The sequence below is a fragment of the Pandoraea aquatica genome (genome assembly GCF_902459565.1).
Classification (GTDB): domain Bacteria; phylum Pseudomonadota; class Gammaproteobacteria; order Burkholderiales; family Burkholderiaceae; genus Pandoraea; species Pandoraea aquatica.
The window spans coordinates 452604-468255 of sequence record NZ_CABPSN010000001.1 but is presented as its reverse complement, the minus strand read 5'-3'; the positions used below and the strand labels follow the sequence as shown (position 1 = coordinate 468255).

Here is a 15652-nt window from a genome sequence, read left to right as displayed (position 1 = left end):
GGACGAGTCGTTGCCGTGATGCGCCGCTTGTGCACCGGCGTGGGAATCGATGCGATCGTTCATGCTTGCCACCTCAACACCTTGCGCTCGATGGCGCGAAATACGATATCCGTCACGAGCACCGTGACGCTGATCATCACCATGCCGAGCACGACGACTTCCGTCTGGAAGAACTCCTTGCCGTTCATGATGAGAAAGCCCAACCCCTCACGCGCGGCGACCAGTTCGGCGGAAATCACACACGTCCACGACAGGCCGAGAATGATCTTCATCCCCGAGAGGATCTGCGGCAGGCTGGCGGGCAGGATGACCTCGCGCATGACCTGCCAGTTGCTCGCGCCGAGGTTCTTCGCGGCACGTACCAGCAGAGGGTCGACGTTGCGCGTGGCTTCGATCACGTAGACCAGCGCCGGGGCGAACGTCCCCATGAAAACGATGCTGTACTTCTGCGTCTCCGAGATGCCGAACCACAGCAGCGAGAGCGGGATCCAGCTCATTGACGGCAGCGGGCGCAGGAACGACAGGATCGGATCGAACGCGGCGCGTGCGTAGCTCGACGTCCCCAGCACGATGCCTAGCGGAATCGCCACGATCGTTGCGGCGATGAAACCGGTCATCACGCGACGCGTGGAGGCGAGTACGTTCGAGAGCAGCGTGCCGTCGCTCAGCATGGCAACGATGCGCTCACCGACAGCGGAGGGCGGCGGCAGGAACAGGGGATCGATGACCCCGGTGCGGCAGGCCGCTTCCCACGCCAGCAGGAAGACGACCACAGACGCAAATCCCACACTCAGCAGCGTGGCGCGGGACGGTTGACGATGATTCACAATCAGACTCCTCAGGCGGATGCCGGTACGTGTCGGGGGTGTAAAGAGGGACGTACCGGCGCGCGGATGCTTACAGATACGACGTGTTGATCCACTGGCGCACGGCAGGCGCCTTGTCGATCTGCTTGTACGTCACGAGCATTTCGGCCAGACGCTGGAGGCCGTCGACATAGCTGCCCGGCGACTTCAGCAACTGCGTCTGTTGCGCGTGGCTGTACCACTCCGCGCCCTTGATCGTCTCGATCTGGTCGAGTGCCGACATGCTGGTGAGGCCGACCAACGTGCGTGCCGCTTCGTCCGGCTTGTCGCGCAGGGTCTGGCAGGCGTCGAAATAGACCTTCAGATACTTGCGAACCACGTCGGCGTTCTTTTCTGCCCAGGCGTTGCGCACGATCAGGACGTCCGGTCCCGGCGTCACGTTGTACTTCTTGTAGAGCGAGAACTGCGTGTCGTCGGCCAGCAGCTTCATGCCCGTCATTGCGCGGATGCGGTTGAACTGCGGCGTCCAGGCGGCTGCGGCGTCGATCTGACCCGACTGAATCGCGCCCGGAATTTCCGGGGCCGGAACGTTAAGCACCGTGACGTCGTTCGACAGCCCGGCGTTGCCCAGCAGATCCAGCACCAGCAGGTGGGCGCTCGACGCGAACGTCACGCCCAGCTTCTTGCCCTTGAGGTCCTGAAGCGAGTTCACGCCGTCACGCACGAAGAGACCTTCCACGCGCCCGAAGCTTTCCGGCACGGCCACAATCGAGAAATGCTTCGAGCCACGCGCCATCAGCGCCAGTGCCGAGACGATCCCCGTGCAGGCGATGTCAATGCCGCCGGAGAGCACTGCGCTCATGCGGGCCGACGACGTGCCGAACGATTGCCATTGCTGGTCGATGCCTGCTGCGCTCAGTGCACCCGACTTCATCGCGAGATAGGCGGGATAGTGGCCCAGCCATGCCGATCCACCGTACTGGACCGTCGTGGCGTCTGCGGCGCGGGCGATGCCCGACAGCGACAGACCGCCGACGGCGGCCGCGGCGGGCAGAGCCGAGAGGGCGGCGCTGGTGTGAAGGAACTTGCGACGTGAGAGGTTCATGCGTGTCTCCTTTATAGGGTGTGTGTTATTCGCGTTGAACGGTGGGCGCACTTCAGGTGAGGTTCGGTGTGAAATTCATCTGGCCCGGCGCCCCGGGCTGTGGTTCAGCAAAGCGCCAGCCGCTCGCCCAGCCAGGGCATCACGCGGCGCAGTTCGGGGAAGGCTTCCTGCGCGAGCGCGAGACGTCCGGCAAGAAAGCATTGCGACGCCATCTCCGAGACTTCACCTTCACGCGAGACCTGATAGATCGTTCGCGAGAGTGCGGGGCCGGGCAGCGGCAGCGCGGCAACTTGTGCGAGCGAAGCGCGGCCTTGCAGCAGACAGAGCGGTGTCGCAATCGTGAAACCGACCTCGGCGGCGACCATCGACATCACCACGTCCGACGTATCGATTTCGAGGTGCATGCGTGGCGAGTGTCCGGTGCGGCGAAGATGTCGCTCGATCACCGCGCCGAAGTGGGAGCGTCCGGAAAAGCGAATCAGCGGCATCGACCGGATCAACTCGCTGAGATCCGCGTTCGCAAGCTCGGCTTCGCGCGCTTTCGGCACCACGACGATGAACGGTTCGGTAAAAATCGGACGGCGCACGAGGCGTTCCATGTCGTGCATCGGATCGCTGGTGACGATCAGATCGAGTTGACGGGCGAGAAGCGCCTGGGCATGACCGTTGGCGAGACCGGACCAGAGAAGCAGCTCGCTGGTGCTCCCAGACATCTGTTTGACGATGGAGGGGCCGACGGTGGCGGCGAACGAGTCGATCATGCCGACGCGCACGGCGGCGCGGCTGGCGACGTCGGCGTCCTGCACCTGAGCGATGAGCCGATCCATGTCATCGACGATCTGTCGTGCGTGACGCGAAAGCGCCAGACCGGCGGGCGTGAGTTTCAGCGGACGGCGCGACCGATCAAGCACACGGGTGCCGACGGTTTGCTCGATTTGCGCGATGGCTTGCGAGATGGCGGACTGGGTGACGCCGAGGGTTTCGGCGGCACCGGAGAGGCTGCCGGCGCTGGCGACGGCTTCGAAAATCCGGAGTGAACGGACGTCGAGGTCTGCGCGTTTTTTCATCGGCGTGTCTCCATTCGTGGCGGCGTGTATCAGGGGGTGAGAAGGGCTTTCCTGAGGCGCTGCGATGAATCGGTATAAGAATTTCTGGCGATTGTAGGGATATGGTGGGCCAAAACAAAACTAAGTTAAGTAAAACTAATACTTTGTATTAGGTGGTGGGAATCGAGGGCAGAAGGAAGGGGAAAAGCGGGGACGTCGGTCTCAGTAGGTGAAATCAACGAAAAGAGAAATGGAGGGGGAGGTTTCGTTTGAGGGACTGAGGGCGATGAGAGGGACGGATCGGCGCCCCCTTCTGAATCGAGTTGGGTCTATGTCTGAGAGGCGGAAGGGGGCGGCGGTCCGTCGGACTGCGGGCGGTGGAAGTGGGTGAGGCGGGTGAGCCGGGTGATGCGAAGAGATAAGCACCGGGGCATAAGACAACGCCCCGGCGAAAGACGTCAGAAAGGCAAATCAGAACAACCGATAAGCCAGCCGTGCGGCAACACGCGCCCCGGTGCCTTGTGGATCGAAGCGGGGGTTGTATTCGGCGAGATCGGCCACGCGCAGTTTGCCGGAGCGGCGTACATGGGTGACGATGGCTTCGATGACGGAGATTGGTACGCCGTAGGCCGCAGGGGCGGAGACGCCGGGCATGACGGGGGCGGGCAGCACGTCGAGATCGATGGTGAGGTAGACGTGGCTGACGTCGGCGATCAGCGCATCGATTTGGGCAAGACGTTCGTCGAGATGACGGTCTTGCATCTCCGTGTCTTCGACATACGTCACTTTCAACGCGTTGGCGCGTTCGAACAGCGATGCCGTATTGCTCAGCCGGCTGACCCCGAGGCATGCATAGTCAAACGGAAGCCCCGCGGACTCGCATGCCTGCGCGATCTGATCGAACGGCGTGCCGGACGTACCGGGGCGGGCCGTGCGCAGATCGAAATGCGCGTCGAGGTTCAGGATCAGCACGCGTGAACGGTCGCCCTGCGCATCGAGATGGGCGCGCAGACCTTGCCACGTTCCCCATGCAATCTCGTGTCCGCCGCCAAGCACGACCGGCTGTGCACCGGCGTCGAGTTGTCGACGCACAGCATCCGCGAGGGCCTGTTGTGCGGCTTCGAGGGCGTCACCGTCGCAGATCACGTCGCCTGCGTCATACAGACAGGCGATGTCGTGCGCGGGCAGATTCGCCAATGCACGACGAATCGCAAGCGGGCCTTCGGCGGCACCGACGCGTCCCTGATTACGCTTGACGCCAGCATCGCTCGCGAACCCGAGCAACACGGGCGCGCCGCTCGCCGGGGTTTCCGTCAGCGTATCGATCTCGCGCACGACATTAAAGAGACGGCGCGTGTCACCGCGCTCGCCGACGTCCGTACGACCCTGCCAGATCGGCGTGTCGCCCGATACCGGTTTCAATTGTGTTGCCATGAAGAGGTCTCCAATTCGCGGATGCTCAGCGCGTCGGCAGGTCGCGCCACTCGCCGTTGCGCACCGTACGCGAGGGCAGCTCGCCGCCCAGCCAGTACGCCAGTTCCGCCGGACGCTCGATTTCCCAGGCGACGAAGTCCGCCGCCTTGCCCGGTTCGATCGTGCCGTGCGTGTCGAGCATGCCGAGCGCCTTGGCCGCGTTGCGCGTCACGCCTGCAAGCGCTTCTTCCGGCGTTAGCCCGAACAGCGTGCAGGCCATGTTCAGCATCAGACGCAGCGACAACGCGGGCGACGTGCCCGGATTCAGGTCCGAGGCGACCGCAATGTCCACGCCGTGACGTCGCAGCAAATCCACCGGCGGCCGACGCGTCTCCTGCAACATATGGAACGCGCCCGGCAGTAGCACGGCGACCGTGCCCGCGCGACCCATTGCGGCGGCATCTTCCGGCGTCATGTACTCCAGATGGTCCGCCGACAAAGCGCCAAGCTCTGCCGCCATACTCGATCCGCCGAGCGGGGAAAGCTGTTCCGCATGCAGTTTCACGGGCAGCTTCAGCTTTTGCGCACGAAGCAGCACGCGCATCACTTGCGCCGGGGAGAATGCAATCGTTTCGCAGAAGGCATCGACTGCGTCGACAAGACGTTCTTCCGCCAGCGTCGGCAGAATTTCGGAGCAGACGTAGTTCACATACTCGTCCGCCTTGCCCGCGAACTCCGACGGCACCGTGTGCGCGGCCAGACACGTCGTTTTGACCGTGACCGGCAGCGTCTCGCCGAGGCGACGTGCCACGCGCAACATCTTGCGCTCGCTGTTCAGATCCAGCCCGTACCCGGACTTGATTTCGACGGTGGTCACGCCGTCGCGCATCAAGGCGATCAAACGTTTGCGCGCTGACTCGAAGAGGGCGTCCTCCGTGGCGTCGCGGGTGTGACGCACCGTGTGCTTGATGCCGCCGCCCGCCGCCGAAATCTCCGCGTAACTCACGCCTTGCAAGCGCTGCTCGAACTCGAGACTGCGGTTGCCGCCGAACACCAGATGTGTGTGGCAATCGATCAGACCGGGCGTGACCCACGCCCCCTGAAGATCGATGCACTCATCCGCGCCAGAAGCCGAGCGCTCGCCGCGCGGACCAACCCATTCGATCTGCTTGCCGCGCGTGACGATCACGGCGTCTTCGATAGTGTTGTAGCGGCCGTCGCGCATCGTCGCGACATGGCAGTGCTTCCAGTAGGTACGTTTCATGTGAGGCTTATTCCAGACTCATATGGTTGCGCAGTTGCGCTTCCTTGGGTTTGACACCGAATTGATACGCAATCGACATCAGCACGATCCAGCCTGCGCCGACGTAGAGCGCGACGCGCGTGTCTTCCATATACCCGAGCACACCGATCACGAAGAGCATGAAGGCGATGGCCAGCGCCGGGCCCACCGGCCACAGCGGCACCTTGAACTTCAGCGCAGCCACTTCCTCCGCCGACAGTCGACGGCGCATCGCCACCTGCGAGAGCAGAATCATCAGCCACACCCAGACCGTCGCAAACGTCGCGATGGACGCGATGATCAGGAACACGCCTTCCGGAATCAGGTAGTTCAGCACCACGCCACCGAGCAGCGCGAACGTCATCACCAGCACCGTGACCCAGGGCACGCCATGACGCGACGTCGCCGAGAACGCCGCCGGGGCCTGACCATGCTCGGCCATGCCGAACATCATGCGTCCCGCGCCGAAGATGTTGCTGTTGATGGCCGAGATCGCCGCCGAAATCACGATCACGTTGAGAATCGCTGCGGCCGACTTGATGCCCAGACCCGAGAAGATCTGCACGAACGGGCTGCCCTGGCTGCCGATGCCGGTCCACGGGAAGATCGTCATGAGCACGCACATCGTGAGCACGTAGAACAGCAGAATACGGGCCGGTACCGCGTTGATCGCACGCGGAATCACCTTCTCCGGATTCTTCGCTTCACCGCCCGTAATGCCGATGATCTCGATGCCACCGTACGCGAACATCACCACCGCCAGCGAGGCCACCAGTCCGCCCCAGCCATTGGGCAGGAAGCCGCCATGCGCCCACAGGTTGCTCACCGCCGGTGCGTGCTCGCTGTGCAGTTGCACACCGGTAAAGAGAATGACACCCCCGCCCACAATCATCGCGACGATGGCGAGAATCTTCACCAGCGCCAGCCAGAACTCCATCTCGCCGTACACCTTGACGTTGCAGAGGTTCAGCCCGCAGATCAGCATCACGATGCCGAGTACCCAGATCCATTGGGGGACGTCCGGGAACCAGAATCCCATGTAAATCCCGAAGGCGGTCACGTCCGCAAGACAGACGATCACCATCTCCAGAATGTAAGTCCAGCCCGTGAGGAAGCCGGCCAGCGGGCCGAGGTTGTCGCGGGCGTAGCGACCGAACGAGCCCGATACCGGCTGACGAACGACCATTTCGCCGAGGGCACGCATCACCATATAGACGGCGGCACCGCCCACGATGTACGCAAGAATGACCGCCGGGCCTGCGAGTTGGATGGCCGACGCCGAGCCGTAGAACAGACCGGTGCCGATGGCTGAGCCGAGCGCCAGAAAGCGGATGTGCCGCGCGCTCAGATTGCGTTGCAGGTTTTTCAAGCTGTCTCCTGAATGCCTAATGAGCCGGCCCGCGCGTGCGGGCGGCAGGTGAACTCGGGTTGTGCGTGGACCGGTCCGAGGGGCGAACCCGTGGACCGGCGAACGAGGGGGCAACCCGGTACGCCACAATGCCGGTGCGCGAATCACTGTTCGTTTCGCCCCGGCAAGGGGCCAATTCAAACGCGAATCAAGCGCTCGGCAACGTACCGGCGGGCACAAGTGCGCTCAGTTGTCGTTGCGCAATGAGTTCGCTAGCGCCCTCGATGTCCGGGGCGAAGTAGCGATCCTTATCGTAGAACGGAACCGACTGGCGCAGCAGTGCTCGTGCCTTTTCAAGGGCCGGCGTGGTCTTCACACCTTCGCGGAAGTCCAGTCCCTGCGCGGCGCTCAGCCATTCGATCGCAATGATGCCCTTGACGTTATCGGCCATCTCCCAAAGCCGCTTACCGGCGTTCGGGGCCATCGAGACGTGGTCTTCCTGGTTGGCCGAGGTCGGGAGACTATCAACGCTGGCCGGATGTGCCAAGGCTTTGTTATCGGACGCGAGTGCGGCGGCCGTCACTTGCGCGATCATGAAGCCGGAGTTCACGCCGCCGTTGGCGACCAGGAACGCGGGCAGTTGCGACATGTGCTTGTCCATCATCAGCGAGATGCGACGCTCGCTCAGCGCGCCGATTTCGGCCAGCGCCAGCGCGAGATTGTCGGCCGCCATCGCCACCGGCTCGGCGTGGAAGTTGCCGCCGGAGATCACGTCGCCCTGTTCCCAGAAGACGAGCGGATTGTCCGACACGGCATTCGCTTCGACGGCCAGGACTTCAGCGGCCTGACGGATCTGCGTCAGGCACGCGCCCATCACTTGCGGCTGGCAGCGCAGCGAGTACGGGTCCTGCACCTTCTCGCAGTTGGCGTGCGACTGGCCGACTTCGCTCGTCTCGCCAAGCAGGTGACGGAACACCGCCGCTGCATCGATCTGGCCACGCTGACCGCGTGCCGAGTGAATACGGGCGTCGAACGGTGCACGCGAACCGAGCATCGCCTCGACCGTCATCGCGCCGCACACGCTGGCAGCGGCATACATGTCTTCCGCTTCGAACAGGCCGCGCAGTGCGTAGGCCGTCGAGACTTGCGTGCCGTTGAGCAGCGCGAGGCCTTCCTTGGCCGCGAGTGTCAGCGGTTCGAGACCGGCGATGGCGAGCGCTTCGCGGGCGTTCATCCATTGACCGCGATAGCGCGCCTGGCCTTCGCCGAGCAACAGCAGCGACATATGGGCGAGCGGGGCGAGGTCGCCGGATGCGCCGACCGAGCCCTTGAGCGGAATGCGCGGATAGACTTCGGCGTTCACCAGCGTGACGAGCGCGTCGATCACCTTGCGGCGAATGCCCGAGAAGCCACGTGCGAGGCTGTTGATCTTGAGGACCATGATGAGACGCACGAGCGCGTCGTCGAGCGGCGCGCCCACGCCCGCGGCGTGCGACAGCACGAGCGAGCGTTGCAGGTTCTCGAGGTCGTCGTGTGCGATGCGCGTCGAGGCGAGCAGACCGAAGCCGGTGTTGATGCCGTAAGCGGTGCGGCCTTCGGCCACGATGGCCTCCACGCAGGCCACGCTCTTGTCGATGGCGGCGTACGCCTTCTCGTCGAGCGTAACGGTGGTCGGGTTCTGATAGACGTCGCGCAGTTGCGCCAGCGTGAGGGTGCCGGGCGTCACGAACAGTTGTGCCATGGACGGATTTCCTTGATTCGACATATCGGGGGGTGTCTTGTCTTGATGTTTACTTTGCGGTGTTCAGCATCGGCAGATTGAGGCCGTGTTCACGGGCGCAATCGATGGCGATGTCGTACCCGGCGTCGGCGTGGCGCATGACACCGGTTGCCGGATCGTTATTCAGCACGCGGGCGATGCGCGCCGCGGCGGCGTCGGTGCCGTCGCACACGATCACCACGCCGGAGTGTTGCGAGAAGCCCATGCCGACGCCGCCACCGTGGTGCAGCGAGACCCACGTCGCGCCGCTGGCGGTGTTGAGCAGCGCGTTGAGCAGCGGCCAGTCGGAGACGGCGTCCGAGCCGTCGCGCATGGCTTCCGTTTCACGGTTGGGGCTGGCGACCGAGCCGGAATCCAGATGGTCGCGGCCGATCACCACGGGTGCCGAGAGTTCTCCCGAGCGTACCATTTCGTTGAACGCCAGTCCGAGCTTCGCACGCAGGCCCAGCCCGACCCAGCAGATACGCGCAGGCAGACCCTGGAAGGCGATGCGCTCACGCGCCATGTCGAGCCAGCGGTGCAGGTGGGCGTCGTCGGGGATCAGTTCCTTGACCTTGGCGTCCGTCTTGTAGATGTCTTGCGGATCGCCCGAGAGCGCTGCCCAGCGGAACGGGCCGACGCCACGGCAGAACAGCGGACGGATGTACGCCGGCACGAAGCCCGGGAAGTCGAACGCGTTCTGCACGCCTTCTTCCTTCGCCATCTGACGGATGTTGTTGCCGTAGTCGAACGTCGGCACGCCCATCGCCTTGAAGTCCAGCATCGCCTTCACATGAACGGCCATCGATTGCTTGGCGGCCTTCACGACTTCGGCGGGCTTCGAACGGGCGCGTTCGCGGTATTCGTCCCACGTCCAGCCGATCGGCAGATAGCCGTTGAGCGGATCGTGCGCGCTGGTCTGGTCGGTGACCATGTCCGGGCGCACCCCGCGACGCACCAGTTCCGGCAGAATCTCGGCCGCGTTGCCGCACAGGGCGATGGAGACGGCCTGACCTGCTGCCGTGTATTTGGCGATGCGAGCGAGGGCGTCGTCGAGGTCCTTGGCTTGCTCGTCGACATAGCGCGTGCGCAGACGGAAGTCGATGCTCGTCTGCTGGCATTCGATGTTCAGCGAGCACGCACCGGCCAGCGTGGCGGCCAGCGGTTGCGCGCCGCCCATGCCGCCCAGACCGGCGGTCAGCACCCAACGGCCCTTGAGGTTGCCGCCGTAGTGCTGGCGGCCAGCTTCCACGAACGTCTCATACGTGCCTTGCACGATGCCCTGACTGCCGATGTAGATCCACGAACCGGCGGTCATCTGGCCGTACATGGCCAGACCCTTGGCGTCGAGTTCGTTGAAGTGTTCCCAGGTGGCCCAGTGCGGCACCAGATTCGAGTTGGCGATGAGCACGCGCGGCGCGTCGGCATGCGTCTTGAACACGCCGACCGGTTTGCCCGACTGAACAAGCAGCGTTTCGTCGTCGCCCAGCGTCTTGAGCGTCTCGACAATCTTGTCGAAGCATTCCCAGTTGCGTGCGGCGCGGCCGATGCCGCCGTAGACCACGAGCGCGTTCGGATTCTCGGCGACGTCCGGGTCGAGGTTGTTCATCAGCATGCGAAGCGGCGCTTCGGTGAGCCAGCTTTTGGCATTGAGCTGCGTGCCGCGCGGGGCGCGGATCGTGACGTCGCGATATCGGGTGAATTGGCTCACGGTAGTTCCTCTAGTTCTGAGCAGATGATGGCTTGTACAGTATTGTATATACAACTAATCGTGAACTAGGGTTTTCACGAACGCCCGCACCTGGGTGGGGCGTTCGCCTGAGGTGACTTGCTGACGGGGCTATTCGTGAGGGCGAGTGATGACGGCGCTTCGCGACACCTGATTACTCGGCGTCGCCGAAACGCCCTTCGAGGCGATGGCGTGAACCCGGATGCAGCAAACGGGCGACGGAGACGACACGCTTACCCGACCACGTCCGTCGGCGAATCAGCAGGCAGGGTTCGGTGCGCTGGATTTGCAACATGTGGGCTTCGTCCGGCGTCGCCGTGACGGCTTCGACCACATGCTCGCCCGAGGTCAGCGGCGAGGTGCGTTGCAGGTACGCGTTGGGCGTGAGCTTGGTGAAGTCCTGTTCGAGATAGTTCGGTGCGAGCGCGGGATTGACGAAGCGGTCTTCGATCTGTACCGGAATGTTGTCCTGATAATGGACGATCACCGAATGGAACAGCTTCTCGCGTTCTTGCAAGTCCATCGCCAGTGCGCGTTCGGGCCCGGCCAGTTCCTCGCGCAGCAGCTTTACTTCGGCGCGATGGCGGTGGCCGTGCTCGGAGATCTCGTCGGCAATGTTGTTGACGGCGAGCAGCGGCGAGTGCGACTTCGGTTCGGCGACGAACGTGCCCACGCCCTGCATGCGCACGAGTCGGCCTTCGGCGGTCAGCTCACGCAGCGCGCGATTGACCGTCATGCGGCTCACGCCGGACTGTTCGACGAGTTCGTTTTCCGACGGCACGCGATGGTGCGGCGGCCACGTGCCCGTGTCGATCTGACGGCAGATGAACTGCTTGAGCTGCAAATAGCGGGGCGCAGGCCCTTGTTCGTTGAGCGTTTCGGCAGTGGGCTGAGCAGTTTGACGTGGCACCTTGTTGGCCTCTCCGGTCACGAGTGTGCGGGTGGGGAAAGCCTGAAGGATAAGCCAATCGCCTGCCTGAGACGAGAAAAAAAGCGGCACGCCTGCGCACAGCATGGCTTGAGGCTAGGCCATGCGAGGGGAGTGCGAAAGCGTGCCCAAGGGTGAGCCGGTCCGTCATGCAACGCCACACCATGTCCACAACGTTGCGTGTCGATCCGGTTCTCGCGAAGTCCCCGAGGTGAGACTCAAGCCCCCCGCCGTGGGGCGGCGGGGGACAGTCCAACGTGACCCTACATCTACTACGGTGCTACCACTACGATCCGCTCAGACACTTAGAACGTCTGACGGACACCCACGCGCACGAACGTCTGCGTCGCCGTGGCGGAGGAGATGCCGTTGCCCACGTCGCCGACCGAAGCCGTCGCCGAGACAACGTTGCCGAACGTGTCGAGCGTGCTGCCCGACGCCTTCTGATAGCCGACCAGACCATACAGCGACGTGCGCTTCGACAGGGCGTAGTACGAGGCGAAGTTCACCGTGTGGTACTTCGGACCGCCCGAACCCTTCACGTCGCTGCCTTGCGTGTAGTTGTACGCGGCGGCCAGACGCAGGGCCGGCGTGAACTGATAAGCGATGCTCGTGCCGATCGTGTTGAACGTGAAGCTGCTGGCGAACGTCGAGAGCGTGCCCGGCGTGTACTGCACGTTGCCGTACTGGATACCGACCTGCGTGGCGCCGAACGTGTAGCTACCGGCGGCCGAGATGATGCGCTGGCTGGCGGCCGAAGCGAAGCCTTCGTTGATCGACGACGAGAACGTGCCGTCATACGAACCGGACCACGTGCTCGACGACGTGCCGTAGGCGTTGGTTGCCTGCAGGTAGCCCACGGCCACGGCGAACGGGCCGCTGGCGTACGAACCGCCGAAGCCCCACGTGTTCTGGTTCTTCACGCTGCCGGGTTGACCGCCGAAGCCGTAGATCGCGCCGAACTGGAAGCCGGCGTAGTTCGGGCTGGCCCACTTCACCGAGTTGTTCACGCGGGACTGGTTGTCCTGGTTGTCGATGTCGCCCGGGTGTGCACCCATGCCGGTCACGAACGTGCCGGCGCTGATCGGGCCGACGTAGTCGACGATCGGATCGTACTGACGACCGAACGTGAGCTTGCCGAGCGTGGCGCTTTGCAGACCCATCCACGATTGACGACCGAACTGACGGCCACCCTGACCCGACGTACCGTTACCGATGTTGAAGCCGTTTTCCAACTGGAAGATGGCCGAGTTGCCACCGCCCAGGTCTTCCGAACCCTTCAGGCCCCAACGGTCGCCCGACCAGGTGCCGCTCGCGAAGCCCCAGACCGAACCGTTCGTGTAGTTGATCGGTGCGCCGACGCCGCCCTTGGAGTTGGCCGTGCGCTGACCGCTGGCATAACCCACGCCGGCATCGACGATGCCGTACAGGGTCACGCTGCTCTGAGCGTAGACGGGAGCCATGATGCCGGCCATACCGCCAAGGCCGAGTGCAGCGAGAAGAATACGTTTCATAATATTAGTGGTCCTAAATTTATATTGCAGGAACATCACGAAAACGCACCGGCAGTTCCCCGGTGTGGGTCGGTTTTATCGAACTGCCGGTGTTACTTTCCGGGGTGGTCACCTCCGGGAAGTCCGGTGACGCTCAGCCAGGTGGCCACGGCCACCACCAAAGCGTCGATATCGTCGAAGCTCTCGGTGCCCGGTACGGCCGGAGCGTCGAGGACGGTAAAAACCGGTTTGCGCCACTGGAGTCCCAGCGCGATTTCCGAGAGCGTGCCCAGCCCACCACCCACGGCCACGAGGCAGATCGAGGCGCGCGCGATCAGGGCGTTGCGCGTGATGCCCAGCCCGGTGGGCAGGGCCACGCTCAGGTAAGGATTGGCGTCGTTCGCATGTTCCTCGGGCAGCAGGCCGATCACGATGCCGCCGGCGGCCGATGCCCCGGCGGAAGCGGCTTCCATCACGCCGCCCTTGCCGCCGCACACCAGTGCGACACCGGCCGCTGCCAGCGCTTCACCGATGCATTGCGCGGCGTAGAGTTGGGCGGGCGAGGCTTCGCGCGGACCGATGAGGCCGACGGGCGTCACATGACGCGACGGGCCGGCCTGACGGGCCGCGAGTTGATCGAGGGCGTGGCGGGCCGCAGCCGACCACTCATTGAGGATGACGCCGTACAAGACATTCTCCGAGAGCGAGCACACCGCTGCATACCGCCATCAACACGAGCGATAGCGCGGCAGCCTGAGGGAAATCCGTTTGCCCGTCCGACATCTTCAGGAACATGAGCAACGGCAGGATGTTGATCTGGGTACCCGCGAGCGCCAGCGCCGTACCGTACGTCCCGAGCGCAATGGCCGTGACAAGACACCACGCGGCGGCCAGCGTGGGCCACAGTTCGCGCAGGGCGACGTCGACGATGGCGCGCAACGGCGTTGCGCCCAGCGTGAGTGCGGCTTCGATGGGGCGGCGGTCCAGGTTGGCGACGGCCGGATACACCATCAGGGCCACGCGCGGGATCAGGTAATACGCATAGGCGGCGACGAGTCCGGGTGCGGTGTAGATCAGCGCACCCAAGCGCACCGGATCTGCGCCGAGCTGCGCGAGGGTCATCGTCACGAAGCCGGAGCGGCCGAATGCCAGGATGAAGCCGTAGGCGATCACCAGTCCCGAGAAAGCGAGCGGCACGCCCATGGCCGCGAGCCAGAGCCGGCGACGGCGCGGCGTCTGGCGCGCAAGCGTGACGGCGAGCAGCGCGCCCACGACCAGCGAGACGGTGCCTGCGCCGACGGCCAGCGCCAGCGAGTTCACGAAGGCGTCGCGCACCAGCGGATCGAGTGCGATGGCCGAAAACGCTGCGCCATGTCCCTCGAACGCGGCCACGACCAGCGACGCGAGCGGCAAGCCGAAGCCCAGTGCGAGCACCACTGCGGCGGGCAGGCCGCCGAAGCGGCGCACCCAGCCGCGCGGCGTGTCTTTCACACGCTGCGGTGCTGACGACACGTGGGGATCGGGTGGCTCGACGATGCCGGTCGATGCGCGCGCTGAGGTCATGGTTTGCAAACTCACTTGGCGAGCGCGGCAGCCGACCACAGACGATCGACTTCGGCCTTCTGCGCGGCGGCGCGAGCGACGTCGAGCGGATGCACTTGCGGGGCGTCCGGCATGCGGGCGCGCATCTCGGCGGTGAACGGCGTGCCGGGCACGGCCGGGCGCACGTAGCCCTGTGCGAACAGCGACTGACCGACCGGGCTCATGATGAGGTTCAACCACAGCTTGGCGGCTTCCGGGTTCGGTCCGTTCTTTACGAGACTGATGGCGTAGGGCGCCGAGACGCTGGCTTCCTTCGGAATCACGACCTGTGCTGCGTCGCCCATCCCGTCGGTGTACTTGGCCTTCAGGCCGTCGTTTTCGTAACCGATAAGAATCGGGATCTCGCCCTTGACGAACTTGGCGTACGGCGTGGTGCCTTCGACACGCATCACGTTGCCGGCGTCACGCAATTTGCCGAAGAACTCGGCACCCGGCTTCGGGTTGTCGACGTTGCCGCCGAAGGCGTACGCCGCTGCAAACACGGCAACCTGACCCTGACCGGTCGAGCGCGGATCGAGATACACCACCGAGTTCTTGTACTCGGGCTTGAGCAGATCGGCCCACGACTGCGGCACGTGTTTGACCAGCTTCGTGTTCACCAGGAATGCGATGTTCAGCGAGTGGATGGTGAACCAGCGGCCGTCGTTGTCGCGGAAGACCTTCGGCAGCGTGTCGAAGTTGATCGGCTTGAAGGGGGCTACGACATCCTTTTGCACGGCATCGAGCGCCGAGCCTGCGAAGTAATAGGCCGTGTCGGCTTGCGGACGGCGGCGCGACTTGTCGAGTGCGGTAACGGTCGCAGCCGAGCCGATGTCGTTGTACGTGATCTCGACCTTCGGATAGCGCTTGCGGAATTCGGCGAACAACGCCTTCCAGTTGGCCCATTCCGGACCGGTGTCGAACGACACGACCAGACCTTCCTCGGCCGCCTTGGCATACAGCTCGGTCTCGCCCGGATACAGCGGTGCGGCGGCACCGGTTTGCGCGAACGCGGAACCGGCGGCACCCGAGAGCAGTGCAAAGGCAGTCGCGAGCGTTGCCAGTGCAGGCAGCGCGCGCGGGCGCAGAGAAGCGGCGGGGTGGATCATCGACATAGCTCCGTCTTGAACGTGAATCGGGAAGTGTTGGGTGGGCCGTGCGG

Annotated in this window: 13 protein-coding genes; all 13 read right to left on the bottom strand. The window is 64.2% G+C overall.

Annotation, left to right across the window (positions count from 1 at the left end):
* Window positions 1-59: 59 nt before the first annotated feature.
* Window positions 60-827 carry an ABC transporter permease gene (locus tag PAQ31011_RS01900; RefSeq protein ID WP_174989872.1) on the bottom strand — a complete coding sequence of 256 codons (768 nt, stop codon included), beginning with the start codon at window positions 825-827 and terminating at the stop codon, window positions 60-62.
* A 70-nt stretch (window positions 828-897) separates the two neighbouring features.
* Window positions 898-1911 (bottom strand): ABC transporter substrate-binding protein, encoded by a 1014-nt coding sequence (locus PAQ31011_RS01895; protein WP_039398256.1) that lies wholly within the window; start codon window positions 1909-1911, stop codon window positions 898-900.
* A 104-nt stretch (window positions 1912-2015) separates the two neighbouring features.
* On the bottom strand, window positions 2016-2978 hold the full coding sequence (locus tag PAQ31011_RS01890; protein ID WP_150574225.1) for a LysR family transcriptional regulator: 963 nt from the start codon (window positions 2976-2978) through the stop codon (window positions 2016-2018).
* Between the two features lie 450 nt (window positions 2979-3428).
* Window positions 3429-4391, bottom strand: coding sequence for a formimidoylglutamase (gene hutG / locus PAQ31011_RS01885; protein WP_150574224.1), 963 nt, complete (start codon window positions 4389-4391; stop codon window positions 3429-3431).
* Between the two features lie 25 nt (window positions 4392-4416).
* Window positions 4417-5634 carry an imidazolonepropionase gene (gene hutI, locus PAQ31011_RS01880; protein WP_150574223.1) on the bottom strand — a complete coding sequence of 406 codons (1218 nt, stop codon included), beginning with the start codon at window positions 5632-5634 and terminating at the stop codon, window positions 4417-4419.
* Between the two features lie 7 nt (window positions 5635-5641).
* The gene (locus PAQ31011_RS01875; RefSeq protein ID WP_150574222.1) at window positions 5642-7021 is read right to left on the bottom strand and encodes an amino acid permease; all 1380 of its coding nucleotides are present in this window, start codon (window positions 7019-7021) and stop codon (window positions 5642-5644) included.
* A gap of 187 nt (window positions 7022-7208) precedes the next feature.
* On the bottom strand, window positions 7209-8765 hold the full coding sequence (hutH, locus tag PAQ31011_RS01870) for a histidine ammonia-lyase (protein ID WP_425495073.1): 1557 nt from the start codon (window positions 8763-8765) through the stop codon (window positions 7209-7211).
* A 25-nt stretch (window positions 8766-8790) separates the two neighbouring features.
* Window positions 8791-10470: a urocanate hydratase gene (hutU, locus tag PAQ31011_RS01865; RefSeq protein WP_150574220.1), complete on the bottom strand. Its 1680-nt coding sequence runs from the start codon at window positions 10468-10470 to the stop codon at window positions 8791-8793.
* Window positions 10471-10642: 172 nt separating this feature from the next.
* Window positions 10643-11398, bottom strand: a complete 756-nt coding sequence (gene hutC / locus PAQ31011_RS01860; RefSeq protein ID WP_150574219.1) for a histidine utilization transcriptional repressor HutC — start codon at window positions 11396-11398, stop codon at window positions 10643-10645.
* 323 nt (window positions 11399-11721) lie between these two features.
* Window positions 11722-12930, bottom strand: a complete 1209-nt coding sequence (locus PAQ31011_RS01855) for a porin (protein WP_150574218.1) — start codon at window positions 12928-12930, stop codon at window positions 11722-11724.
* A gap of 92 nt (window positions 12931-13022) precedes the next feature.
* On the bottom strand, window positions 13023-13598 hold the full coding sequence (locus tag PAQ31011_RS01850) for a TIGR00725 family protein (RefSeq protein WP_224791636.1): 576 nt from the start codon (window positions 13596-13598) through the stop codon (window positions 13023-13025).
* Window positions 13576-14472, bottom strand: a complete 897-nt coding sequence (locus tag PAQ31011_RS01845; RefSeq protein ID WP_150574217.1) for an ABC transporter permease — start codon at window positions 14470-14472, stop codon at window positions 13576-13578. Before PAQ31011_RS01845 ends, PAQ31011_RS01850 begins: the two co-directional genes overlap by 23 nt.
* 11 nt (window positions 14473-14483) lie before the next feature.
* Window positions 14484-15599 carry an extracellular solute-binding protein gene (locus tag PAQ31011_RS01840; protein WP_150574216.1) on the bottom strand — a complete coding sequence of 372 codons (1116 nt, stop codon included), beginning with the start codon at window positions 15597-15599 and terminating at the stop codon, window positions 14484-14486.
* Window positions 15600-15652 lie beyond the last annotated feature (53 nt).

Excerpts from the sequence above, each read along its gene's own strand:
- hutG (WP_150574224.1), bottom strand. The coding sequence starts at position 4,391 with ATGGCAACACAATTGAAACCGGTATCGGGCGACACGCCGATCTGGCAG.
- PAQ31011_RS01845 (WP_150574217.1), bottom strand. The coding sequence starts at position 14,472 with ATGACCTCAGCGCGCGCATCGACCGGCATCGTCGAGCCACCCGATCCC.
- hutH (WP_425495073.1), bottom strand. The coding sequence starts at position 8,765 with ATGTCGAATCAAGGAAATCCGTCCATGGCACAACTGTTCGTGACGCCC.
- PAQ31011_RS01895 (WP_039398256.1), bottom strand. The coding sequence starts at position 1,911 with ATGAACCTCTCACGTCGCAAGTTCCTTCACACCAGCGCCGCCCTCTCG.
- PAQ31011_RS01840 (WP_150574216.1), bottom strand. The coding sequence starts at position 15,599 with ATGATCCACCCCGCCGCTTCTCTGCGCCCGCGCGCGCTGCCTGCACTG.
- PAQ31011_RS01890 (WP_150574225.1), bottom strand. The coding sequence starts at position 2,978 with ATGAAAAAACGCGCAGACCTCGACGTCCGTTCACTCCGGATTTTCGAA.
- PAQ31011_RS01855 (WP_150574218.1), bottom strand. The coding sequence starts at position 12,930 with ATGAAACGTATTCTTCTCGCTGCACTCGGCCTTGGCGGTATGGCCGGC.
- hutI (WP_150574223.1), bottom strand. The coding sequence starts at position 5,634 with ATGAAACGTACCTACTGGAAGCACTGCCATGTCGCGACGATGCGCGAC.